At 48.7% G+C, this 24,592-nt stretch carries 20 protein-coding genes; 7 read left to right on the top strand and 13 right to left on the bottom strand.

Annotation, left to right across the window (positions count from 1 at the left end):
- The first annotated feature begins 12 nt into the window (after positions 1 to 12).
- From leuC to leuB, 3 genes are read left to right on the top strand one after another with little or no spacing between them, the layout of a single operon-like run.
- A complete protein-coding gene (leuC, locus tag BQ5453_RS09925) occupies positions 13 to 1,389 on the top strand; it encodes a 3-isopropylmalate dehydratase large subunit (protein WP_071123101.1) in 1,377 nt (458 codons plus the stop codon).
- An 11-nt stretch (positions 1,390 to 1,400) separates the two neighbouring features.
- Positions 1,401 to 2,000, top strand: coding sequence for a 3-isopropylmalate dehydratase small subunit (gene leuD / locus BQ5453_RS09930; RefSeq protein WP_071123102.1), 600 nt, complete (start codon positions 1,401 to 1,403; stop codon positions 1,998 to 2,000).
- A complete protein-coding gene (leuB, locus tag BQ5453_RS09935) occupies positions 1,969 to 3,030 on the top strand; it encodes a 3-isopropylmalate dehydrogenase (protein ID WP_071123103.1) in 1,062 nt (353 codons plus the stop codon). The genes leuD and leuB overlap by 32 nt, the downstream gene beginning before the upstream one ends.
- 259 nt (positions 3,031 to 3,289) lie before the next feature.
- On the opposite strand, the gene BQ5453_RS09945 is transcribed toward leuB, so the two are convergent.
- The 12 genes from BQ5453_RS09945 to BQ5453_RS09995 form a co-directional block, all read right to left on the bottom strand.
- Positions 3,290 to 3,565 carry a hypothetical protein gene (locus tag BQ5453_RS09945; RefSeq protein WP_071123105.1) on the bottom strand — a complete coding sequence of 92 codons (276 nt, stop codon included), beginning with the start codon at positions 3,563 to 3,565 and terminating at the stop codon, positions 3,290 to 3,292.
- 64 nt (positions 3,566 to 3,629) lie between these two features.
- A complete protein-coding gene (locus BQ5453_RS09950; RefSeq protein ID WP_074027632.1) occupies positions 3,630 to 4,673 on the bottom strand; it encodes a transposase in 1,044 nt (347 codons plus the stop codon).
- Between the two features lie 34 nt (positions 4,674 to 4,707).
- Complete coding sequence (locus BQ5453_RS09955; protein ID WP_143033257.1) at positions 4,708 to 5,085, bottom strand: ISAon1 family transposase N-terminal region protein; 378 nt, start codon at positions 5,083 to 5,085, stop codon at positions 4,708 to 4,710.
- Positions 5,086 to 5,253: 168 nt separating this feature from the next.
- On the bottom strand, positions 5,254 to 6,297 hold the full coding sequence (locus tag BQ5453_RS09960; protein ID WP_074027632.1) for a transposase: 1,044 nt from the start codon (positions 6,295 to 6,297) through the stop codon (positions 5,254 to 5,256).
- Between the two features lie 34 nt (positions 6,298 to 6,331).
- A complete protein-coding gene (locus BQ5453_RS09965; protein WP_143033257.1) occupies positions 6,332 to 6,709 on the bottom strand; it encodes an ISAon1 family transposase N-terminal region protein in 378 nt (125 codons plus the stop codon).
- 50 nt (positions 6,710 to 6,759) lie between these two features.
- Entirely contained in the window at positions 6,760 to 6,954 is a 195-nt protein-coding gene (locus BQ5453_RS14175; RefSeq protein ID WP_143033367.1) for a hypothetical protein, read from the bottom strand.
- A 242-nt stretch (positions 6,955 to 7,196) separates the two neighbouring features.
- Positions 7,197 to 7,460, bottom strand: a complete 264-nt coding sequence (locus BQ5453_RS14180; protein WP_143033368.1) for a hypothetical protein — start codon at positions 7,458 to 7,460, stop codon at positions 7,197 to 7,199.
- A 385-nt stretch (positions 7,461 to 7,845) separates the two neighbouring features.
- Positions 7,846 to 9,018: an MFS transporter gene (locus tag BQ5453_RS09975; protein WP_071123107.1), complete on the bottom strand. Its 1,173-nt coding sequence runs from the start codon at positions 9,016 to 9,018 to the stop codon at positions 7,846 to 7,848.
- A gap of 8 nt (positions 9,019 to 9,026) precedes the next feature.
- The gene (locus tag BQ5453_RS09980) at positions 9,027 to 11,951 is read right to left on the bottom strand and encodes a golvesin C-terminal-like domain-containing protein (protein ID WP_071123108.1); all 2,925 of its coding nucleotides are present in this window, start codon (positions 11,949 to 11,951) and stop codon (positions 9,027 to 9,029) included.
- 171 nt (positions 11,952 to 12,122) lie between these two features.
- A complete protein-coding gene (locus BQ5453_RS09985; RefSeq protein WP_071123109.1) occupies positions 12,123 to 14,807 on the bottom strand; it encodes a valine--tRNA ligase in 2,685 nt (894 codons plus the stop codon).
- Between the two features lie 155 nt (positions 14,808 to 14,962).
- Entirely contained in the window at positions 14,963 to 15,694 is a 732-nt protein-coding gene (locus BQ5453_RS09990; RefSeq protein ID WP_337814013.1) for a porin family protein, read from the bottom strand.
- Positions 15,695 to 15,705: 11 nt separating this feature from the next.
- Positions 15,706 to 17,364, bottom strand: coding sequence for an amino acid ABC transporter substrate-binding protein (locus BQ5453_RS09995; protein ID WP_161942413.1), 1,659 nt, complete (start codon positions 17,362 to 17,364; stop codon positions 15,706 to 15,708).
- Positions 17,365 to 17,805: 441 nt separating this feature from the next.
- Between BQ5453_RS09995 and BQ5453_RS10000 the strand changes: the two genes are divergently transcribed.
- The 3 genes from BQ5453_RS10000 (at position 17,806) to BQ5453_RS10010 (ending at position 22,071) form a co-directional block, all read left to right on the top strand.
- A complete protein-coding gene (locus BQ5453_RS10000) occupies positions 17,806 to 19,068 on the top strand; it encodes a hypothetical protein (protein WP_143033370.1) in 1,263 nt (420 codons plus the stop codon).
- Positions 19,069 to 19,108: 40 nt separating this feature from the next.
- Positions 19,109 to 19,990, top strand: coding sequence for a nucleoside phosphorylase (locus BQ5453_RS10005; protein ID WP_071123112.1), 882 nt, complete (start codon positions 19,109 to 19,111; stop codon positions 19,988 to 19,990).
- A 995-nt stretch (positions 19,991 to 20,985) separates the two neighbouring features.
- The gene (locus BQ5453_RS10010; RefSeq protein ID WP_071123617.1) at positions 20,986 to 22,071 is read left to right on the top strand and encodes a YeiH family protein; all 1,086 of its coding nucleotides are present in this window, start codon (positions 20,986 to 20,988) and stop codon (positions 22,069 to 22,071) included.
- A gap of 228 nt (positions 22,072 to 22,299) precedes the next feature.
- Here the strand turns inward: BQ5453_RS10010 and BQ5453_RS10015 are convergent, their stop codons facing one another.
- Entirely contained in the window at positions 22,300 to 22,899 is a 600-nt protein-coding gene (locus tag BQ5453_RS10015) for a superoxide dismutase (RefSeq protein WP_071123113.1), read from the bottom strand.
- An 827-nt stretch (positions 22,900 to 23,726) separates the two neighbouring features.
- Between BQ5453_RS10015 and BQ5453_RS10020 the strand changes: the two genes are divergently transcribed.
- Positions 23,727 to 24,458 (top strand): DUF4369 domain-containing protein, encoded by a 732-nt coding sequence (locus BQ5453_RS10020; protein ID WP_071123114.1) that lies wholly within the window; start codon positions 23,727 to 23,729, stop codon positions 24,456 to 24,458.
- The last annotated feature ends 134 nt before the right edge of the window (positions 24,459 to 24,592 follow it).

Genomic DNA, 24,592 nt, shown 5'->3' on the forward strand with positions numbered 1-24,592 from the left:
AAGGACAAGCACATGAATACGCTTTTTGACAAAATATGGGACGCCCATGTGGTGCAGCATGTGGCTGATGGTCCCGATCAATTATATATTGACCGCCTTTATGCACATGAGGTGACAAGCCCGCAGGCTTTTGCCGGACTTAAAAAGCGGGGCATAGGTTGTTTCCGTCCTGACCATATATATTGTATGCCAGACCACAACACGCCCACGCATGACCAGGATAAACCCATAGCCGACCCCGTATCGCGTAAGCAGGTTGATACGTTGACACAAAATGCCAAGGATTTTGGGCTGACCTATTGGGGCATGATGCACCCTAACAATGGCATCATACACGTGGTAGGGCCTGAACAAGGCTTGTCATTGCCCGGTATGACCATTGTGTGTGGCGACTCGCACACTTCGACCCACGGAGCAGTTGGGGCCATAGCTTTTGGCATTGGTACGTCGGAGGTGGAAATGGTGATGGCATCGCAGTGCATACTGCAAGCCAAACCAAAGTCGATGCGCATCAATGTGGAGGGCAAACTTGGTAAGGGAGTGACGGCTAAAGACGTTGCACTATACCTGATGAGCAAGCTTACAACAAGTGGTGCCACGGGATATTTCGTAGAGTATGCCGGTTCGGCCATTCGCTCTTTGAGCATGGAAGGACGTCTGACGCTTTGCAACCTGTCGATAGAAATGGGAGCCCGTGGTGGATTTGTAGCTCCCGACGAGGTGACGTTCGCCTATTTGAAGGGCAAGCCCTATGCGCCTAAAGATGAGGATTGGGACGAGGCTGTGGCGCGCTGGAAACAGTTGAAAAGCGATGATAATGCCATATTTGACAAAGAGGTGACATTTGACGCAGCCGACATTGAACCCATGATAACTTATGGCACCAATCCGGGCATGGGCATTGGCATAACGCACACGATACCTGCTGCGCAAAATTCATCGGACGAGAAAGCTTTGGCTTATATGCAGTTTGCTGCAGGCGACAAAATGATAGGCAAACCGGTAGATTATGTTTTTCTCGGGGCTTGTACCAATGGTCGCATCGAGGACTTCCGTGCATTTGCCGCAATAGCCAAAGGACGCCACAAGGCACCTAATGTAACGGCCTGGCTTGTGCCAGGGTCGTGGCCTGTGATGCGCCAGATTGAAGCAGAGGGCATTGATAAAGTTTTGCGTGAGGCTGGTTTTGAAATACGTCAGCCTGGTTGTTCTGCTTGTTTGGCCATGAATGACGACAAGGTGCCCGCTGGCAAGTTGTGTGTGTCAACCTCCAACCGCAATTTTGAGGGGCGTCAGGGGCCTGGGGCCCGTACTTGCCTGGCATCGCCAATGGTGGCTGCTGCGGCTGCTGTGACGGGTGTGATAACTGATCCGCGAACCTTAATGTAAGCACTTAGCGTATGAAACGTAAATTCAATATCATAGAGAGCACTTGCGTGCCTCTTCCGCTTGAAAATATAGATACCGACCAGATTATTCCTGCTCGCTTCCTAAAGGCTACCGACAAGGAAGGGTTCGGCGATAATTTGTTCCGTGATTGGCGTTACAATCCTGATGGCAGTAAAAAGAATTTTGTACTGAATGACCCTGAGTATTCGGGCGAGGTGTTGGTGGCTGGCAAAAACTTTGGTTGCGGGTCGAGTCGCGAACATGCTGCATGGGCCATAGCCGGTTATGGCTTCCGTGTCGTGGTGAGCTCATTCTTTGCCGACATACACAAGCAGAATGAGTTGAACAATTTTGTGTTGCCGGTGGTGGTAAGTGAGCCTTTCTTGCAACAATTATTCAAGAGCATAGAGGCCGACCATCAAACAAAGGTGAAGGTGGACCTGCCCAACCAATCCATTACCAACGAGGCTACAGGCGAAAGCGAGCATTTTGATATAAATGGCTACAAAAAGTATTGCCTCGAAAATGCACTTGACGATATAGACTTTTTACTTGAAAACAAATCAAAAATAGAGCAATATGAAACTGAACATAGCTGTATTGGCCGGTGATGGTATAGGGCCCGAAATCTCAGCACAAGGCGTGGCTGTGATGCAGGCCGTGTGTCAGAAGTTCGGACACGAAGCCACATTTACGCCAGCCTTGGTTGGTGCTGCGGCAATTGACGCAGTGGGAGACCCTTTCCCCGAGGATACTTATGAAATATGCAAAAAGGCTGATGCCGTACTGTTCTCATCAGTAGGCGATCCTAAGTTTGACAATAACCCGAATGCCAAGGTGCGCCCCGAACAAGGATTGTTGGCCATGCGCAAAAAATTGGGGCTCTTTGCCAACATTCGTCCGGTGCAAACATTTGATTGCCTCATTCACAAGTCGCCATTAAAGGACGAGTTAGTGCGTGGCGCGGACTTTGTGTGCATTCGCGAGCTTACTGGCGGCATGTATTTTGGTGAGAAAAAAGAAGGCGATGACTATGCTTACGACACCAATGCCTATTCGCGTGAGGAGGTTGAACGCATTCTCAAGGTAGCCTATGCTTATGCACAACGTCGTCGCAAGCACCTTACGGTAGTAGACAAAGCCAATGTGCTGGCATCATCGCGTCTTTGGCGCAAAGTGGCCCAAGAAATGGCGCCCAAGTATCCTGATGTGACAACAGATTTTATGTATGTTGACAATGCTTCGATGCGCATGATACAGGAGCCTACCTTCTTCGACGTGATGGTGACGGAGAACACCTTTGGCGATATTCTGACCGATGAAGGCTCTTGCATTACGGGATCGATGGGTCTGCTCCCGTCAGCCTCGACAGGTGAAAGCACACCAGTGTTTGAACCAATTCATGGCTCATGGCCTCAAGCTAAGGGATTGAACATAGCCAATCCTTTGGCGCAGATATTGTCTGTGGCCATGCTCTTTGAATACTTCAATCTTGTAAAGGAAGGTGCTTTGGTGCGTAAAGCGGTAGATGCGAGTCTTGATGCCAATGTACGTACACCCGAAATTCAAGTGGCCGATGGTTCAAAGTATGGCACTAAAGAAGTCGGTGCTTGGATTGTTGATTGGATTAACAAAGCTTAGAAATGTAACTTGCTTGCAAGAGTTTGGTTACAAGCAAAAACAGGGCTGCAAACTGGCAATTAAGTGTTGCTGGTTTGCAGCCTTTGCTGTTGTGTTGCAGCTGCAAAACAGAAAGTCCCATGCCCAATGGTTTTGCCACTTATATGCGTTTGAACACTGTGATGCAGAGCGAAACAAACGTAAAAGTAGCCCCGTTCTGGCTTCGTCAATGCGTCACCCAAACAAATGGCGCAACTCACTGATTTTCAGCATGCGCCATTCAATGGTACAAAAAAGTGATGAAGTTGGTAAAAAGCGCAAGCACTAATGGGGGCGACGCGTCCCGCGTTGGGTTTTTCAGCGGTCTCAAATACGGTTTGCTCACGGACACAAGCCCTTTGTCCGCCGGGGCGTGTCGTTGCACTTCGGGCGTGCGGTCAAGCACATTATAGCGCATGACATACAGTTCGTTCATCAGGCTGATGGCGTGTTCTGTCAGACCGCAGTTCGTAGTGCTGTCAGTTGTTTGCGGTGCGCAGTCCGTGTCGTTGCCCATGCTTTTTTGCGGCTGGGGCGTTTCGGCGCACCCGACAAACCCTGTGGAGTAGGCCGTGCAGATGCTAACCCAAAACTGTTGCTAAACGATACATGAAGAATGGTATGTCTATGACTCCTTTTACTTGTGCACGAAAGCATTTGATCTTTGAGTTCAACGATTCAGCTGAAGCGTTAGTCTTACGTCCGTCAAAGTAGTTCAGGATTTCATCCTCATAGAATCTGATGGTATCGCGTACGGACTTGATTTCACGCAGAGTGCAGGAAGCCACTTTCTCATACCACCCCTTGAAATTCTGTTTGGCAGTCTCCTTTGTGAGTTTCTTGTTTCTGAATATGGCTCTAAGGGAGTTGATCAGATTGTATGCTTCTTCAAGTTTTGGGTAGAGTGCGAAAAGTATCTTCGCACGCTTTTTCTGCGTTGCGCTCCACTTCTCTCGGCTCATGGACAATTGCTTGCGACATCGTGTCTGTGCCTCTACAAGAGTCTCGCCATTTTCAAGCCTTTTGGGTTCAAAGCGAGTGTTCAGCCTCATAGGCTTTCTTCCGCGCTTGCTCTTCTTCCAGTTCTTCCCATGCCTTTTCCTCATTCGCTCGCGGTAAGCCTTTCTCTGCGCTGCCAGATTTTCGAGGTATTTGCGAAACTCTGCCTTCTGTCTGTTCGCCTCCTTTACGGCTTTTCGTTTCAGGCGCAGGCGTATCTCTTCGCAGCCCTCTCCACCGCGTTTTACGACATGGAAGCAGTCACGTATGACTGTGGCTTTAGGGAATGCCTCTCGGGCTATGACACGCATGCAATCTGAGAGATCCATCGTGATATTCTCAACCATTTCACGCTTATCTGCAGGTAGTTGCATGAGAACCTTCAGTACGTCAGCAGGATTCGTTCCCTTGACTACTGCTATGATTGCACCCTTGCGACCATGGGCATCCTTGTTGTGAACGATAGTGTACAGTTCGCCCTGGAGGGAGGTCTCGTCTATGCCTTGCTCCTTACCTACGTTTTGCGGAATAAGAATCCACTTGGATGCGTGATCCTTCTGCTCCCACGTCTCGAAGTTACTCAGGGCGTCTTTGTATCTTTTGGCAAACGTGGAGCTGTTAATCATGTACGTATAACCAATCTGACGAGCGGTTATCGTCTCAGAGTCCATTCGCCCTCTTTAAAAAAAGCGCGAAGTCCTTCGCGTATCGAGTGCCCTTATGCTTCAGTTCAAACTCCTTGTCAAGGTCAACACTTCTTGTTGTGCCATCCGGCATTGTCCAACGCCTTCTTCGTATGTGAAGTACCGCCTTCTTGTCTCGGGCTGGATAGTCAAGTAAACATGATTCTTCCCCAAAACCATTGCTCACGGAATCCTTCATGTCTGGTGTGCGATTGTCGCGCTCATCCAGATAGATGTGAAGCTCTGTTGTGTAAAGAACATCCTTGTCCAGAGTACGCTGTGTTGCAAAGTCTGTCACCTCGAAATATTTAAGAACTCCTTCGGGGAGGAAATATGAGGCGAGGCCCTCATACATATTTTTATTGCCATTCTGATTCATAGTGCAAAGGTACTACTTTTGGGCAATCATGTATCGTTTGGCAACTCAGTTTTTGGGTTAGCATCTGCACAGCCCTCCACAGGGTTTGTCGGGTGCGCCGGNNNGGCGCACCCGACAAACCCTGTGGAGTAGGCCGTGCAGATGCTAACCCAAAACTGTTGCTAAACGATACATGAAGAATGGTATGTCTATGACTCCTTTTACTTGTGCACGAAAGCATTTGATCTTTGAGTTCAACGATTCAGCTGAAGCGTTAGTCTTACGTCCGTCAAAGTAGTTCAGGATTTCATCCTCATAGAATCTGATGGTATCGCGTACGGACTTGATTTCACGCAGAGTGCAGGAAGCCACTTTCTCATACCACCCCTTGAAATTCTGTTTGGCAGTCTCCTTTGTGAGTTTCTTGTTTCTGAATATGGCTCTAAGGGAGTTGATCAGATTGTATGCTTCTTCAAGTTTTGGGTAGAGTGCGAAAAGTATCTTCGCACGCTTTTTCTGCGTTGCGCTCCACTTCTCTCGGCTCATGGACAATTGCTTGCGACATCGTGTCTGTGCCTCTACAAGAGTCTCGCCATTTTCAAGCCTTTTGGGTTCAAAGCGAGTGTTCAGCCTCATAGGCTTTCTTCCGCGCTTGCTCTTCTTCCAGTTCTTCCCATGCCTTTTCCTCATTCGCTCGCGGTAAGCCTTTCTCTGCGCTGCCAGATTTTCGAGGTATTTGCGAAACTCTGCCTTCTGTCTGTTCGCCTCCTTTACGGCTTTTCGTTTCAGGCGCAGGCGTATCTCTTCGCAGCCCTCTCCACCGCGTTTTACGACATGGAAGCAGTCACGTATGACTGTGGCTTTAGGGAATGCCTCTCGGGCTATGACACGCATGCAATCTGAGAGATCCATCGTGATATTCTCAACCATTTCACGCTTATCTGCAGGTAGTTGCATGAGAACCTTCAGTACGTCAGCAGGATTCGTTCCCTTGACTACTGCTATGATTGCACCCTTGCGACCATGGGCATCCTTGTTGTGAACGATAGTGTACAGTTCGCCCTGGAGGGAGGTCTCGTCTATGCCTTGCTCCTTACCTACGTTTTGCGGAATAAGAATCCACTTGGATGCGTGATCCTTCTGCTCCCACGTCTCGAAGTTACTCAGGGCGTCCTTGTATCTTTTGGCAAACGTGGAGCTGTTAATCATGTACGTATAACCAATCTGACGAGCGGTTATCGTCTCAGAGTCCATTCGCCCTCTTTAAAAAAAGCGCGAAGTCCTTCGCGTATCGAGTGCCCTTATGCTTCAGTTCAAACTCCTTGTCAAGGTCAACACTTCTTGTTGTGCCATCCGGCATTGTCCAACGCCTTCTTCGTATGTGAAGTACCGCCTTCTTGTCTCGGGCTGGATAGTCAAGTAAACATGATTCTTCCCCAAAACCATTGCTCACGGAATCCTTCATGTCTGGTGTGCGATTGTCGCGCTCATCCAGATAGATGTGAAGCTCTGTTGTGTAAAGAACATCCTTGTCCAGAGTACGCTGTGTTGCAAAGTCTGTCACCTCGAAATATTTAAGAACTCCTTCGGGGAGGAAATATGAGGCGAGGCCCTCATACATATTTTTATTGCCATTCTGATTCATAGTGCAAAGGTACTACTTTTGGGCAATCATGTATCGTTTGGCAACTCAGTTTTTGGGTTAGCATCTGCACAGCCCTCCACAGGGTTTGTCGGGTGCGCCGGCGTTTCTGCGTTTTTAGTTTGTGGTTCCGCGCTATGTCCGATAGCGTCTATCAGTTTGTCAACGCCACGTTTCACAATGGCATCGGCATAGCGCAGCATTCTGTTAAGTATTCGTTTCATGGTAGTCAATACAATTTGATATAAAAATTAAGTGCTGCAAAGGTAACACCAAGGCACTGTATCCATCAAAAAAAGTGTACAATTTGTACACAAATATTTGTACCCTCCCCGTCTGCCTACATGTAAAAGAGTGCGTGTGTTTTTACTGCCATCTTACACTTTTTGTGCGTAACGAGTTGATATACAGATATTTCAAGAGTGTAAGATGATTTCAAAGTATCTTACACACCCCTGCATACATCTTACACATCACACCCCGCTGCCGTGCAGTCGGTTTGGACGTATGCGGTGGGGGTTACGCCACGGGGACGTAGAGAAATCTGTCGGAGCAACAGACATTTCTGCTCCCCTATGCCGTAATATCGTCCTCCCGTGCTTGTGCCGTGTGGCAGCATGTAGGTTGTGTAGGTTGTGTGTAGGTGGAATTTGCAGTATCTTACACTGAGTAAAGTGTTGACAATCAATGAGTTGTAGCGTGTTAGTGTAAGATGTAAGATACTCTGCATGTAAAGTTTTGGTAGTATGGTAAAGGTCCCGCTACCACTAAAAGCAAGCACAAAACGCTACCACAAAACGCAAGCACTAATGGGGGCGACGCGTCTCGCGTCGGGCATTAAGGCAAAGGCTCATACACCAAATAAAGGCTCACAGACAGCGCTAATTACACGCTTGTTTGTGAGCCTTTGCCTTAAAAATCCCGACGCGGGACGCGTCGCCCCCATTAGTGATAGCGTTTTGTACTTGCGTTTAATGATAGCGTTTTTTGCGGACTTCGTTAATGCACCACCCAATCAAATGACGTAATTCACCGTTTTTCAATATGCGCTATGTGATGACGCAGAAAAGTGATGAAGTCAGAAAACGGGAAGCTTTGTCCAATGGTTTTGCCACTTATATGCGTTTGAGCACTGTGATGCAGAGCGAAACGAGCGCAAATGTAAGTCCCGTTATGCAAACACCTGCCCAGGTATAATGTTGCCATGCCATGCCGGCACACAGTGTGCCGATGCTGCCGCCAATAAACAGGTGGAACATGAAGATGGTATTGCTGCGGTTGGTGGCTTGTGGGGTTTGAGCCAAACAGCCGCTTTGGTTGCTAAGTTGGTGGCATTGTGCGCCAATATCTACCAAAATGATGGTGGCAATGAGTCCTGCATAAGTGTGTCCAAACAGCCAGGCTGTAGTCCAAGCCACAAGTTGTAGCCAACTACCTGTTAGCGAGATGCGTCTGATACCAAAACGTGGTATCAGGCGGCCAATGCCACTTGCCGCTATGGCACCTGCCATACCACACAGGCCAAGCATGCCAACAGCCTCGCTGCCCGCGTTGAACGGACTACCCGCCAAATGAAAGGCCATACACGACCATACAGCCATCATGCTGCCAAAGGCAAAGGCGGCGCGCAGTGAGTAGAGGCGTATAAGCTGGTGCTGCTTGTATATGCTTATGATGGAGCGCATCAGTCCGCCAAAGGTGCCTTTGTAGCTTGGTTGCATTTGTGGCAGGGCGCGCAGTGTGATGCACAAGCATATCAGCATGATGGCGGCAGCAATGTAAAACATGGTACGCCAGTCAAACCAATCGCCAATGTAACCGCTCAAAACACGTGCTCCCAACACGCCACTCAGCAGTCCTGACAGAACAATGCCCATGTTTTGCGATTTATGTTCGGGCCGAGAGTACAAGCGTGCCATGGGTACGAATATCTGTGGCACAACCGAGCAAATGCCCAACACAAGTGACGCGGCCCATAGTATGCCAATATGTTGCGTGGTGGCTATAACCAGCGTCATGATGGTGGCCAGCACCATGCTCGTGGCTATGATGCGACGGCGTGACCACATATCAGCCAATGGTACTACAAACAACAAGCCCAAGGCATAACCGGCCTGTGTGATAAAGGTTATCAAGTTGGCTTGGAACTCGTTGATGTCGATGTCCTTACGTATGTCTTCGAGCAACGGCTGGTTGTAGTAAAGATTGGCCACAGTGAGTCCGCTCACAATGGCCATCATGAGCAATATTTTGCGAGGTATACCTTTGCTCTCCTCTAATTGCAGCATATATTCTATCAGTTCTTCGTTAAAAATGTGAGAATAGCCCTCATGGCCTGATTGCGCACCTTTTCACTGCTGATACATTCAAACGGAAATCCCATGCAGAGTGTGCGGTAGTTTTTACCTTTATAAGCCACCCCCGCACTCTGTCCGCCGCCATAGGCAAAGGCTGTGAAAGCCTTGTTATTTGCAGGCAGCAGGGCATCGGGCGCAATGGCCCCATAATGTCGGGCAGATGGCTTGCGCTGAATGTCAAATTGCAGGTTCAGACCATTTATATAGCTTGTAGAGTCGTTACGTGCCGTACCATCATGTTTGTATTTGAGCACATTCTCAATAAAGTTGCGTTCGTCGTCATTCTCAATGTTGTCAGAAGCGATGAAACTTCCGCTCAACATAAGCGCACCACCGCTTTGCAAGTATTGTGACAACTTGTTGCGTATGCCAGAATTGAACACGGGGTAGGGGCGCAGGTTCTGTGGCATATTGCCTTGCAAACCTGCTATGAAGTCGATGGCTGCATAATTGTTCAAGTTAAGCGTGGCACTTTGAAAGGCTTCGCGGCTTACCGAGGTGAATGAGTATTGGTCGGTGGCAGCAATAGACTTGCCATGACAAATGGTAAAATCGAAAGTGTTGCCCGCCATTTCGTGACCCACTAATTCGTGTCCCGAATGGCCAAGCCCGGTGCTACCTTCATGACCAATAGCTTCGCGGTTAAACACTCGCTGTTCGCCACTAAAGGCTGTGGTTGACAGATAGGGTACACCAGGGTCGATGTCGAGGCGGAAACCAAGCGAATCGGGCGTTTCAACCCATGCCGGACCGCTGACACGTGTAAAGCCGTTGACCAGCAACACCTGTGGAGCCTGTTCGTTGGTACTTTTGTAGATGGTAAGCACTTCAGACGGGAAACTCTGTCCGCCAGCGTTGGTGGCTGCTATTTTGAAGGCATACATGCGGCCTGGCGATATGGGCAAGGTGTATTCGTTGACATTGCCAAGAGCCAAACCATTGTCAAAATCCTCGTCACCCACACGTGTGTAGAGCACAAAACCGTTCGGCGCTGCAGTCGTTTCCAGCGTGTCGCGCGTAGCTTGCCACGTAAGTCGCACGCTCTTGCCATCGGCCGTAAAGGTAGCGGCAAAGGCATGTGGCGGCAAAGGTTGTACGGCATAGTCCTTGATGCCATGCTCAAAATTGACAAAGCGCAGTATACTTTTGTATACAGAGCGCGCCAATGTAAATTTGAACAACGGGTCGTGACCAAACTTCATGTCGGCAAAGTTTTGATGCGACATCATTTCAAGTATGGCAGATGGTACGTCAGGCATACGTGTCTCAGCATAATTACGGTCCCAATGTTCGCGTCGAGTCCAATTGGTACAGAATGACCGGCTCAAATCGTCGGTGAGGCCAGTCAACAGCATTTGCGCAAAATCAGACGACGCCTGTCGCGAAAGTCCCGTGGGGTAGCTCATGCTGCCATTGCCGTCTTGGGTGGTCGAGATTGACAGTGCGCCATAGATGCTCCCGTCCGTCCTTGCTCCGGCATCGCTGTGTAGGGCCAACGCCAGTTCAAACGGAACATGCTGCCCATCGCGTCCAGGATTAAACACGCTGCCACGGCTTAAATAGTTGAGCATATTGCTTCGCACGCGCAAGTCGTCGTTATAGTCGTTGGCCCCATTCTCAGTGTTCACCAAGGTATCAGGAATACCGGCCCATTGTGCATAATAACGTGCTGCTTCAAGGTAGCGTGGCAGGCCCGATGTGGCAGCCGTGCCGCGTTCTGTTTGTCCTACGCCACCGCCAAACCGTACACCGTCGGCTGTTACAATACCTCTAAAGTCACTCTGATTGCTAAGCACAACACGTCCTTCCATGTTACTCCCCTTGTCAAACTCAAATGTGCCAAGGTAAAGCCAGGTGCCACCTCCCATTTGTTGGTTCACCACGAAGGTTGTGCGTCCACCTTTGTGCAGCACTGTATAGTGTGCGTCAGGCACAGAATTAGGGCGCGAGGCATAACTTACATACACCGCATAGCGTCCGCTCTCGGGTATGTTAGGTGTCCATGATGCAGTGGCCAATTTTGCTCTTCTGCTTACTGCCGGAGCCATGCGGTATGTGCCGCTGGCAAATGGACGGCTGTCATCATTGAGCAAATACCTTGGAACCGCAAATCCCGTAGAGTCGGCTGACGATGTCCAGGTTGCGTCTTGTTGCGTCACTTCTGCATAGAAGCCTTGTCCGTTGGCCTGTGTGTCGTTATCTATCACCACTTCGTGCGTCTGATAGTCACGCTCACGCGGACAATCAACTATGGCACCCGCATTTTCGAGCATCGGGAACAAGAACGGGTACACAAACGACTGGGTAAACAAATCCTCGGTTGTACAGAACAAGTAGGGGCGTTGCCATTGCCAGCCGCCGTTTTTATAATACCGTCCGTGGCTCGGCCATATAAACAAGTGTCGCCTTTGCAGTCCGGCGGTCACTTTGTAGGGCTTTGAAGTATTCTCAACCCATGGCAGTCCGGCATAATCCGTTTTGCCCCACACACGTGATTTGTCTTGTCCCGAGGTGCGGTAAATGTTAGGTATGAGGTCCTCAATGAGCATACCCTTCTTGTTGAATATAGCAAGGTGGTAGGTGTTGTATGGCGCAGGCAGGCGGCGTTGTATGTCGGCATAAATGCGCTTCACACTTTCGGGCGTGAAGGGTTGCGAACAGAAAGGTTCGTTGGCATATATACGCACCTCGTGTTGCTGGTCGTCGGCGCGCACAGAGTCGAGCGACATGGCATCGCGGGGTTGGTAGCCGGCCAATTGATAGTTGCGTATGTAGTTATGCACGGTACTTCGCAAAGGGTCAGTCTGTGCTTGTGCGGTACCTGCCAGTAATGAAAGGATTGTGATGACAATGGCGTGTCTCATCTTCTATTTATCTGAGTGTAAAGTCAAGAGTCGTAACCTGCAAACGTGATAATGTGCAAATGACATATGCAAGGAACTACAAATACTTATAGTTCACAGCACATATTCATTTGCACATTTACAGAGTAATGACTTCGTTAAAAGACTTGCCTTTGTGTGGCAAGATACATTTTACTTCTTGAGCGAGGCAATAGTCTCCTTCAGTGTGGCAATTTTGCTTTCAGCGTCACTTTGCTTCTTACGCTCCAATTCAACCACAGCTGCGGGTGCGTTGTTGACAAAGCGCTCATTTTGCAATTTCTTTTTCACACCGTTCAAGAAACCTTCGAGGTGCTTCAGCTCAGCTTCAGCCTTAGCCAGTTCAGCCTCAACGTCAATCAAGCCGCCGAGGGGTACAGCGTATTCGGTGGTGCCCACCATGAATGAGCTAACGCCTTCGCCCTTGTTTTCGGTAGCTGTTACACTGCCAACGTTGGCCATTTTCACGATAATGCAATCGTAGGCCGGCACGGGGTCGGTGCCAATAACCTGCAGGTCGAGTGTCTCGCGCGGAGAGATATTCTTAGTGTTGCGAATGGCGCGTACGCCAGCCACTACATTCTTAACAATTTCAACGTTGGCCAAGATAGCGTTGTCGCCTTCGGCCGGTGCTGCAATGGTCTGCGGACTTACCATGATGCTCTCGCCGGCTTTACGCTCAGTGAGGTGCTGCCACAATTCTTCGGTAATGAATGGCATGAAGGGGTGGAGCAGGTGCAGCAAATGATCGAATGCACCAAGCACAGACTGATATGTAGCCTTGTCAATGGGCGAACCATAGGCCGGTTTAACCATTTCGAGGAACCAACTTGAGAATTCGTCCCAGAAGAGGTGGTACACCTCCATCAAGGCCTCGCTCAAGCGGTACTTTGAGTAGAGGTCAGCAATTTCGGCTGCGCTCTGACGCAGTTTGGCATCGAACCATTCCACAGCCAAGCGTGCCGTTTCGGGTTGTGCGGCGTTGTCGTCAACTTGCCAACCCTGTACCAAGCGGAAGGCATTCCATATTTTGTTGCAGAAGTTACGACCTTGTTCGCAAAGCGCTTCGTCAAACAGGATGTCGTTGCCAGCAGGTGCGGCAAGCATCATGCCCATGCGTACGCCATCGGCACCAAAGCGGTCGATGAGGTCGAGCGGGTCGGGTGAGTTGCCAAGCGATTTTGACATTTTACGGCCCAACTTGTCGCGAACGATACCGGTAAAGTATACATTCTTAAACGGCATTTTGCCCGTAAACTCATAGCCAGCCATAATCATACGTGCCACCCAGAAGAAAATGATGTCCGGACCAGTTACAAGGTCGCTCGTGGGGTAGTAGTAGTTGAACTCTTCATTGTCGGGATTCATGATACCATCGAAGAGTGAAATAGGCCAAAGCCATGAAGAGAACCACGTGTCGAGTGCATCTTCGTCCTGTCGCAAGTCTGCTGCAGTAAGGTTGGCATTTCCGCTCTTCTCCTGAGCCAGTTTTACAGCCTCGTCAATGGTTTCGGCCACTACATAGCCACCTTCGGGCAAATAGTAAGCCGGAATGCGGTGTCCCCACCACAGTTGGCGTGAGATACACCAGTCCTTGATGTTTTCGAGCCAGTGGCGATAAGTGTTCTTATACTTGGTAGGGTAGAACTTGATTTCATCGTTCATTACGGGCGGCAGGGCCAAGTCGGCAAAGTGCTGCATTTTCAAGAACCACTGCATCGACAATTTTGGCTCAATGGGCACACCAGTACGTTCAGAGCAACCTATCTTGTTGTCGTAGTCCTCAATCTTCTCCATCAATCCAGCCTCTTGCAGGTCGATGGCAATTTGCTTGCGTACGGCAAAGCGCTCTTGTCCTACGTACATGCCAGCGGCTTCAGATATGGTGGCGTCATCGTTAAAGATGTCGATAGCCTGCAGATTATACTTCTCGCCCAACATATAGTCGTTCACATCGTGGGCCGGAGTCACCTTCAAACAACCCGTACCGAACTCAATGTCAACGTATTCGTCCTCAATAACAGGAATAACGCGGCCAACGAGTGGTACAATAACCTTCTTGCCTCGGAGCCAGTGGTTCTTCGGGTCGTTAGGGTTAATGCACATGGCCACATCGCCCATAATCGTTTCGGGGCGTGTGGTGGCAACCACAGCATAGCGGCCTTTGGCGTCTTGATGAATGATTTCACCCTCTTCGCCAGTGGCACCAGTGCCATCGTCCTCGCTCACATAGTACTTCATGTAGTAGAGCTTGGTGTGCTCCTCTTTATACACCACTTCCTCGTCCGAAAGTGCTGTCTTGGCCTTAGGATCCCAGTTGACCATGCGCACGCCACGGTAGATGAGCCCCTTGCGATAGAGGTCAACAAACACGTGAATGACGCTCTTCGAGCGTTCTTCGTCCATAGTAAATGCAGTACGATCCCAGTCGCATGATGCACCCACGCGGCGCAACTGCTTCAAGATGATGCCTCCATGTTCCTCGGTCCAGTCCCAAGCGTGTTTCAAAAATTCCTCGCGGGTCAAATCAGTCTTTTTGATGCCCTGCTCAGCCAGGCGATTTACCACCTTGGCTTCGGTAGCGATTGAAGCATGGTCGGTGCCAGGCACCCAACAGGCATTTTTGCCCTCCATGCGTGCGTGGCGCACCAAGATGTCTTGAATGGTTTCGTTGAGCATGTGGCCCATGTGCAGCACACCTGTCACATTGGGGGGAGGGATAACTACTGTATAGGGCTTGCGGCCGTCAGGCTTTGAAGAGAAAAGATGGTTGTCTGTCCAATATTGGTACCATTTGCCTTCAACCTCTTCGGGATTGTACGTCTTTGCTAATTCCATTATATTGTGTATGTTTAATTACTTAGTGAGTATTCAAAATAGTTATTCAGCCAGTGTCTTTTTAGTTAAAGTGGCAGCACCTCGGCAATTTGGGTAAACATTGTTGCGTTAAGCTTGCACGTTATTTGCATTGAAAGCGCGCTTGTTGCGTGCACTTATTTCTTAACGTCGAACAGGTAAGTAACCTTGGCCACGATAGCGCCATTGTTTGAACGGCTGAACACGTCCTTCTTCGAGTTTTTGTATATGTCAGACAAACCATAGTAGTAACGTCCTTCTATCAGGAAGTGCCCTATGTTTGTGGTCAGTTCCATGCCAGCGCCAGCTGTGATGCCGTAGTCAAACTTCTTTTGTATGGGCATGCCATATTGAGCAAACATGCCGTTCGGCCTGTTGGGATTGCCCTCGCTGTCGAGTGTGAAAGCGCTGCTTTTTGTGTGCTCCTTAAAGCAGTAGCCCACTTGAGGCCCGGCCAGTACATATCCCATCAAGCCGCGCTTTTCGCGTCCCCATGCCAAGCGTGCTAAAACGGGCAGCTGAATGTAATGTAAGTCGCGTTGATAGGTGTCGGGCAATGGTTGTGACTGGGCGTCGAGCACATTCTCTCGCCAGCCGAGCGTGGCATAGTTCAATTCAAGTTGCAAAGCACAAAAAGCCTTGAAATAGCGTTCGCTCGTGAAGCGCGCCACCACACCAAATGTGGGGCCGTAGTGCCAGCTTTGCTTAATAGTAGGGTCAAATCCGATGCGGTTCATCGTCATACCACCCGATACGCCAATACAGATGTTGTGACGGGCTTCGCCAATTTGGGCTTGGGCCAAGGCTGGCACCAAACACAGTAGCAGCCACATCAAAGTGCGTTTAATGTCAAGTGTGTGGAGTATCATAGTTCGGCGTATCATTGGGCAGCTATTTTCACAATGCTCATATCCTTCTTGAAACGTACCAACCACATGCTGCGGCTCACGTAGCCACCATTGCCGCCCACGGTTATAAATCGAGGCTCAGATTGCAGTTTGGGTTGTGCTGCCACGCTGCCTTCTTGCGGTGATTGTGTGTTGAAGTCGTAGCCGTATGTGGCCATGCCGCCAAGAAATCCACGGGCAAAATCATAGCCCAATGGCGCCATGCGCGGAGTGCACTTTACAAAGTCGCTCTTAAACCATGTCTCGTAATTGGCGCGGAAAGCTTTGGCTGCTGCGGTGTAGGGATAATAATAATTAGACGTCAGTATGTAGGTGTCGGCGGCATGTATCAAATTGCGGTCGGTGCCCTCTGTGCTTGGCAGCCAAGTGTCAAAACCCAAAAGCGAGATAGAGGATTCGGGCAGCATCTTTTGCAGTTCGGTTGTCTTGGCCAGCATCTGCTTCATGGTGGCCTCGCTGGCATCATCGGGCACGATGATGTATTCGCCGCGTTTCTTGCCTAAAAGTGCCACGTTTATTTGTTGGGCCGTAGAGCTTGATGCCAAACTAATCACATCATAACCGGCGCTGCCCAACCGGCGCTGCAATGATTCGCTGAAATTCTTTTTGCTGCCATTGCCGCTGTGCAGCATGATAACGTGTGTCTGCTTTTTGAAGTTTGTCATGAACAAGTCAATGGCCAGCGATGTCTCGTAAGATGCGGGCGTGTTCACCACAAACACTTCGGGGCGATAGTCAACCTGTGGCACCTTCGACGAGAATGGAACCGCCACTTTTGTGTGCTTTGACGACACAGCTGTTACATCGGTAAAGTGGGTGGGGTACAATGGGCCTACTATTACGTCGGGCGACTGCAACATGACTTGCACCATTTGCTGCGCAATGCTCGCATCGGGGGCGGGTTCGTTGTAGACGTTTATGACCACATTCGTGCCCGCCTTCTTGAGTTCGTCAACTCCCATGAGCAGACCGCGATAAAACTCAACGCTGCGCACATTTTCAACCCCATTGCCCAACATGGGCAGAATAACGGCCACGCGGATTGTGGCAAGTCCGGTATACTTGGGTTTGGGAGGGTAAACTTTGACGGGAATGCGCAGTGTGACGCCTTTCTTGAGTCCCCCGTCTTGCTTCAGAATGGGGTTGGCCTCAATCAGTTCGTCAACGGTAATGCCGTTGGCCTTGGCTATGCCGTAGGCAGTGTCTTTCTTCTTTACCTTGTACTCCTTATAGGTTATTTTCGGTTGAGGCTTGTTGGCCCCCACGGTGGTGTATGTCACCTTCGAGGGGTTGACAGGCTGTTGCTCTTGTTGCTTCAGGGCAGCCTCTTTCTGCTTGGCTGCGGCAGCGCGTTGTGCCGGGGTGGGAGCAGGTTCTGCACCGCCTGGCACGTAAGGCACGTTAATTACTTGACCCGACTGCACATAGTCGGGCTGTACGCCCGGATTAAGACTGAGTAGATGGTCGAGCGTAGTGCCATGGCGATGGGCTATGCCCAATATAGTCTCGCCTGGTTGTACAGTGTATTTCTCAATCTTTTCGGTGCGCTGTTGTGCCATAGCTTGTCGGGGGGCGGCAATGCCGATGCACACGCAGAGCGTGAGTATGTAATAGAGTCTTCGCAGTTTCACGGTTATTGTTGTTTTATGGATATAAGTAGGCATTCGCATCACGCATTAGCTGATATGTCTTGGCATATTGCTTGGTTGCATGCGTTCAAGTTTCATCATTCGCGTAGTCTGCCACGTTCGTTCTTCAAGCTTGAATTTCTGAATTAGACTCAGCGTTCAATACATATCAACTTAATTGATTTAGAACGCCTGCTTAGCTCCTCATTTGAATGCAAAATTACATAAAAGATAGCATTCGCGCCTTTACATATAAAAGAAAATCGTACATTTGAACTTGCAAAGCATCAAAAGAGCCTTGCCAAGCGGGCGATGTGACTGAAAACAAAAGGTTATAAATGCGCCCGGAAACGCGCTTGTAGCATGGAGACATTCTGTCAACGCGTTATGGAATAATACTGAACACCAACTTATACACCATATATTAAACTGATGCAAACCACAATGAAACGATTGATATGTGCCGTATGCTTGTTGGCATTTGGCTTGAGTTCGCCTGTATTGGCACAGAAAAAAAAGACAAATGCGGCGGCAGTGCCCAAGCAGTCGGCTGAACAACTGATACAGAATTATCGCTTTAGTGATGCCGCCCGTGTGCTGCAGCGCGAGATTGATGCAGCCCGTGCAGCAGGCCGTTCAACAGAGCGTTTGGAGGCCGACTTGCAACGTGCTAATATGGGGGCAGACATGTTGCGCGGTACAGAGCGCGTGGTCTTTGTTGACAGTTTCAAGGTAGGACGGCAGCAGGTGCTTGCCTCTTTGCGCTTGTCACGAGGAGCCGGACAAATAGTAAAAATGAAAACCGAGGCGTCAAACTTGCGTGTGCAACCTGCCGAATTGGGCACAACGGGCTATATCAACGAGTTGAAAGACCGCATAGTGTTTGCTGCCGCCGACAGTGCGCACGACAATGTGTTGCTGCACGAGGCTTATCGCTCGGGCAATGGTTGGGGCAGGGCAGTGCCGCTTGAGGGCATGCAAGACGGTGCCACTTGTCAGGACTTCCCCTTCTTGATGCCTGATGGTGTGACACTTTATTATGCGGCACAAGGCGAGGGCTCTTTAGGTGGCTACGATATATTTGTAACGCGTTACAATGCCGACACCAAGCAGTTCTTGAAAGCCGAAAATATGGGTATGCCTTTCAATTCGCCTGCCAATGACTATATGTTGGCCATTGACGAGCAAAACAATTTGGGGTGGTTGGTGACTGACCGTCATCAAGAGGCCGACAGCGCTTGTGTTTACGTGTTTGTGCCTAATGCCACACGCGAGGTGTACGAAATGAGTGATGCCAACCGCAGCCAGGTGCTCCATGCGGCCCAACTGCACGCCATTGCCGACACGCAAACTGACGCTGAGGTGGTAAAACAAGCTCAGGCGCGTCTTGCTGCCCTGAAGTCAGCTAATGTCACAGAACAAGGCGAAAAGGCACGCCTCTATGTGATAAATGACAAAATGGTGTATACACGGTTGTCGCAGTTTCGCAGCGAGGCGGCACGACGCATAGCCGAACAAGCCGACCGCACAAGCGATGAAATAGAGCGCTTGCAGCAGATGTATGACCGCTTGCAGCAGCAAGTGGCTGCTGGGGGGCGCACTGAGTCGGTGACCAACCAGCTATTGCAAATAAATAAGGAATTGCCTGCGCTGAAGGTGCAGCTGCACACGTTGGAAAAGAATATGCGCAAGGCTGAACTACAATAAAGACCAGAGGGCTGTGTGCTCTCGCGAAAATGACGATATCATGACTAAAACACCTATTGCGCCCTCGGAGTTGATTATAAATTCCGATGGCAGTATCTTTCATTTGCACGTTAAACCCGAGCAGTTGGCCGACAAGGTAATTCTTGTGGGCGACCCTGGGCGTGTGCCGCTTGTGGCTTCACATTTTGACACGAAAGAGTGTGATGTGTCAAACCGCGAATTTCGTACCATAACGGGCACCTATCATGGAAAGCGCATCACGGTGGTGTCAACAGGGATAGGGTGTGACAATATAGACATTGTAGTGAATGAACTCGATGCCTTGGCAAACATCGATTTTGCCACACGCACCATAAACGATAACTTGCGCCAACTTGAGTTGGTGCGCATTGGCACTTGTGGCGGTTTGCAACCCAACACGCCCGAGGGTACTTTCATTGCCAGCGAAATCAGTATAGGGTTTGATGGTTTGCTCAACTTTTATGCGGGTCGTAATGAGGTGGCAGACCTCCCGCTCGAAGCTGCATTTCTTAAACACATGAATTGGCATGGCACCCAGTGTATAGCCCATCCTTATGCCGTGCATGCCAATGAGGAGTTGCTCAACCGTATAGCGGCCGACGACATGGTGCGCGGCATCACCATCGCCTGTGGCGGATTTTTCGGGCCACAGGGGCGCCAGGTGCGTTTGCCATTGGCCGACCCTGAGCAAAACAACAAGATTGAGGCATTTGAGTATGAGGGCAAGCGCATCACCAATTTTGAGATGGAGAGCAGTGCCGTTGCCGGTCTGTCGCTCTTGATGGGGCATAAGGCACTTACTTGCTGCATGGTGATAGCCAATCGTGTGGCGCATCGTGCCAATCCTAATTATAAGAACAGTATTGACACACTCATCAAGTTGGTACTCGATCGTATATGATATCTGTTGGCAAAATTCTTAGCTAACGGGTTATCAAGTACGTGTTGGAGCAGTCGCGCCCTGTAAGGTTGGGGTGTGCAAAACATACACCAAACGCTACCTCTAATGGGGGTGACGCGTCTCGCGTCGGGATTTTTTCGGCAGCCTCGTTCCTTTGGAAAAGATGCAGCTATTGTTTAGTGGGGGTCGTATTTCCCTCCCCTTTCTCTATCCCGATGAACGCGAGACGCGTCGCCCCCATTAGTGTTTGAGTCTGTTCGCATGTTTACGTTTCATCGGCAATAACTCTAAATATAATTGTGCAAATTGTCTACACTCTACACTTTTTGTAGTTAATAGATTGATTATCAGTGATTTATGGAGCGTAGATACTATCTGCACTTATCTGCACTTTGTCTACACTCATCTGCACTTTGTCTGCACTCATCTACACCTTGTCTACACTCATCTACACTTTGTCTGCACTCGTCTGCACGCATCTACACTTATCTGCACAAGTGCCTGCCCCCATCTACTTTTCGACGTATTTGTCGGCATAGACATGCTAACAAATGGGTTCAGCCAATGGCGTTGTACGCTTATGAGGGGGAGACATTTCTGTTGCTCTGAAAGAAAATCTTCTCCCCCTATGCCAGGCCATGCAGCTGGCGTGACTGTTTGAACCAGTGTGTGTGGGTGTGTAGACAAAGTGACGAGTGCAGACATGAGTGTAGGTAATTTAGCGTGTTGTCTACACTTCGCAAAATCCTGATAATCATGAGCTTAGGTGTGTAGAGTGCAGAGTGTAGACAAAATGACACTTTATAAAATATAGCGCATTGATACAGTAGATTCCTCAACACCAAGGGGTGAATTCGTCAAACACTTTGTGCACAATATTGCACTCGTTAGTTGACTTTGCCTTAGATGCTATTTTCCTGAATAATGCTTCCATGTCATTTGTACCTTATAAGAAAGTGGTATTTTTGCAGCAAATAATATTTAAGCGTCAAGTCATGAAATTGAAAAAATTGAGCTATATCTTCATTGTCGTTGTGCTGTCAGCCTTCCTGTTTCTGAGCTTTATTGTTGACACCTTCAATGTAGATGCCGGTTGTTTGAGTAGTGTATTGAAGAAAGTTTCATCACCATTCGTGTTGGCTGTTGGAATTGTTTTTGCCATGTTGATGGGTGAAGTTTATTCTAAATTCAACAAGCTGATGTCGAAGAAAATGTTGCAGTATTCAGTTGTAGCCCTTGGTTTCGGAATGAATATTGAAAAAGCCCTGGCTTCTGGTTGGGAAGGCATGTTGTTGACAGTAGTCAGCGTGTTTGCCACGTTGGGTCTTGGGTGGGTTATTGGCCGGAAACTCCTCGGTGTGGACTCGGAAACGAGTTATTTGCTGAGTTCTGGCACAGCGATATGTGGCGGTTCAGCCATTGCTGCGGTCGGTTCTGCGCTGAATGCGAAATCAGAAAATCTTTCTGTGGCATTGGCAGTGGTGTTTGTGCTTAATGCCCTGGCTTTGTTTCTGTTCCCCAGCATAGGTTCAGCTTTGGGCATGAGCATGAAACAATTTGGAATGTGGGCAGCCATAGCCATACATGACACATCGTCTGTTGTCGGCGCTGGTGCTGCTTATGACCAACTGCACCCGGAACTTGTTTCGTCACAAGGCGTCAGCGCGTTGGAGTTGGCTACAACTATCAAGTTGACCCGTGCCTTGTGGATTGTTGTTTTGGTGTTGCTGACGCCCTTTTTCATGAAAAGTCACTTTGCAAACAATGTGAGGGGCAAAGCATGGTACAGGAATATTCCGACCTTTATTGTATGGTTTTTGCTTGCGATTTTGTTCAATACCTATGTATTGAGTAATTCCTCTCTTTTGGGAGAGGAGGTAGCAAATATTGGAGGAAATTTCAGTCGCATGGTTGCTGATTTGGCAAAACACATGATTACGCTTTCCATGTTCTTTATAGGTGCCTCTCTTACTATCAATACTTTAAGAAAGGTTGGATTGAAACCTATGATTCAAGGTGTTGTGTTGTGGATATGTGTAAGCACCATTAGTCTTGCTTTCATCATTAGTTGCAGATTTTGAAATCTGCTGTGATTGGGCGGGGCGCATTGGCCTCTTGACATAAGTGTGTAAATATAAGTTGGTACCTCAAAATAGTCGATATGCCTTGGTGCAGTGTTTGTTCCTGAAGTTTAGGTTGAAGATTGCGGCTACGTGAGCGACGAAACCTGAACTTATGTGACAAACATTGCACCAAGGCATATCGACTGATGTTGGACATGGTGATATAAACTATGTTTGAATAACTGGTTAGTAATAAAGCTGGTAGTTTTTATCTTGCATTCTCTTTTCGATATAGTCCCAGTTGACAAGATTCCAGAAGTTTTTGATATAATCGCCTCGTCTGTTCTGATAATCAAGGTAATAGGCGTGTTCCCACACGTCGATACACATGAGAGGTCTCATGTTGCGGGTAATGGGATTGCCTGCATTTGGCTCTGGCACAATTTGCAGCACATTGTTGGCATCGAGTGCCAGCCATACCCAACCAGAACCAAAGAGCGTGGCTGCGGCGTTTGAGAATTCGGATTTGAATGCGTCTACGCTACCAAATCGCGCAACAAGCGCCTGTGTAAGCAAAGGGCTGATGGTTGTTGGGGTGGGGGTGAGTTGCTTGAAGAAAATGATGTGATTGAAAGCCTGTGCGGCATTGTTATAAAGCGCACCTTGGGCTTTTGTAATCATGTCCTTCAGTTTCATGTCGGCAAAAGGCGTGCCTTCAATCATGCGGTTGACATTGTCGAGATAAGTTTGCAGATGTTTGCCATAGTGGTAATTCAGCGTGTCAGCGCTCATGGCTGGTGCCAGAGCGTCCAGCGCATACGGTAATTCGGGCAGCAGGTGTTTCATAGGGCTTTTGTTTTTAAGGGCGGTTCTAATAATTCTGAAATAGGGATTTGTTCTCTATCGGAAGCGTATTTTTGCAAGCAAGCGAAGGAGCATAGCGGGCTATGTGACTGAGCTTGCTTACGAAAAGACGCTTTCGAGAGAGAATAAATCACATTTCAGAATAGGAGAACTCTAAATCAGAATTTTTAGAACCGCCCTTTAGGGTTTGTAAATAAGTTTACGCGTCAACTTTTATGCCAACGCGTAATTCATTCTCTATTTGCAAAGGTCGTGCTTTATGTGATACCGCGCCACAAAAAATGTGTTTTTTGTGATAGATTTGTGTTTTTTTGAAATATTTGCCCCACGCTCTCGATAGAGGGGATATATTATTGTAGCCTTGTTTTTTTGATATGAAGTGGGCGGGTGCCCTATTGGGGCATCATGGCTTACAGGCAAACGTTAGTTTTTAAGTGGGTGTTCGTAATTATTCTCATATTTACTATGTGGGGATAATATCGAACACTCGCTTTTCTGATGTGGCGAAAGATGTATTCAGTGGGGGGGCACCCCTTGCTATGTTAGACTTAAAAACTATCCTGAAGTGTGAAAAAGATGTCCGTTTTGTTTACACTCGTATATTCAATTCTCAAAAAAAATTTATGGTGTATTGAGTTTCTATGTTGTGCTGTCACATAATGGATTTTTGATTATATCTTTGTATTAAGAAAAGGTGCATGAGGCGTACTGCAACTTTGGTTGGGGCGCCGTCGGGTATCTTGGTCTGGCGGCTTGTTTGGCGCCAGACACGTCATGATGTACATTACACAGCTTATTACCAGAGGCTTATGGATAAACTTTTACTTATATTATCCTCATTGCTCATGTTAACTTCGTGTGCAGAGCAATACAACATAGCGGGCAATTCGAACATAGCTTGTCTTGATGGACGTATGCTTTATTTGCGTGTGTCGTCGTCGGCTGATGAGCCGGTTCACCGCAATGTGACACAGATTGTGTCTGTGTGCCTTGACTCGTGCAAGGTGGTACATGGGCGTTTTAACTTTGAGGGCGATGTCGATTCTGCTAGAATGGCCATGCTTTACACAGGCAACCAGTGTGTGATGCCCCTTGTGCTTGAGAATGGTAAATTGAGCATCCAGGTGGATAATGTTACCCAGCGTGTGACAGGTGGACCGCTAAATGATAAGCTTTATGCCTTTTTCAAAAAGCGCAACCGTTTGGACAACGAGATGTGGGAGGTGCAACAAACCACAATGCGCTTGATGCGTGAAGGTTACTCGCCAGTGGAAATTCAGCGCCGTGTGGGCAAGAAAACAAAACAACTGGCCAAGCGCACTGAGGAACTCGAAACGCAGTTTGTAAAAGACAACTATAACAATGTACTTGGTCCGGGCTTTTTCAGATTATTATGCAGCCAGTTTCCAACTCCTGTCATGACTGAACAAATTCAGCGCATAGTGGAGGGTGCTCCAGTTCATTTTCTGTCAGACCCCTTTGTGAGGGCTTATTTGCAACAAGCACAGCTGCGTATGGCAGTTCAGAGTAATAATCCTTAAGGCGACGTGCGTAACTTGATTAGAAGCGAAGAGCGGCTTTGACAATCACGTAATGATGGTGATTGGCAAAGCCGCTCTCTTTTGTGCTTGCAGGTTGCTTTTGTGTCTTCGGTTTGCTGTGTGCTTTGGGGTGG

It is taken from the genome of Prevotellamassilia timonensis (assembly GCF_900106785.1).
In the GTDB taxonomy this organism is placed as follows: Bacteria; Bacteroidota; Bacteroidia; order Bacteroidales; family Bacteroidaceae; genus Alloprevotella; species Alloprevotella timonensis.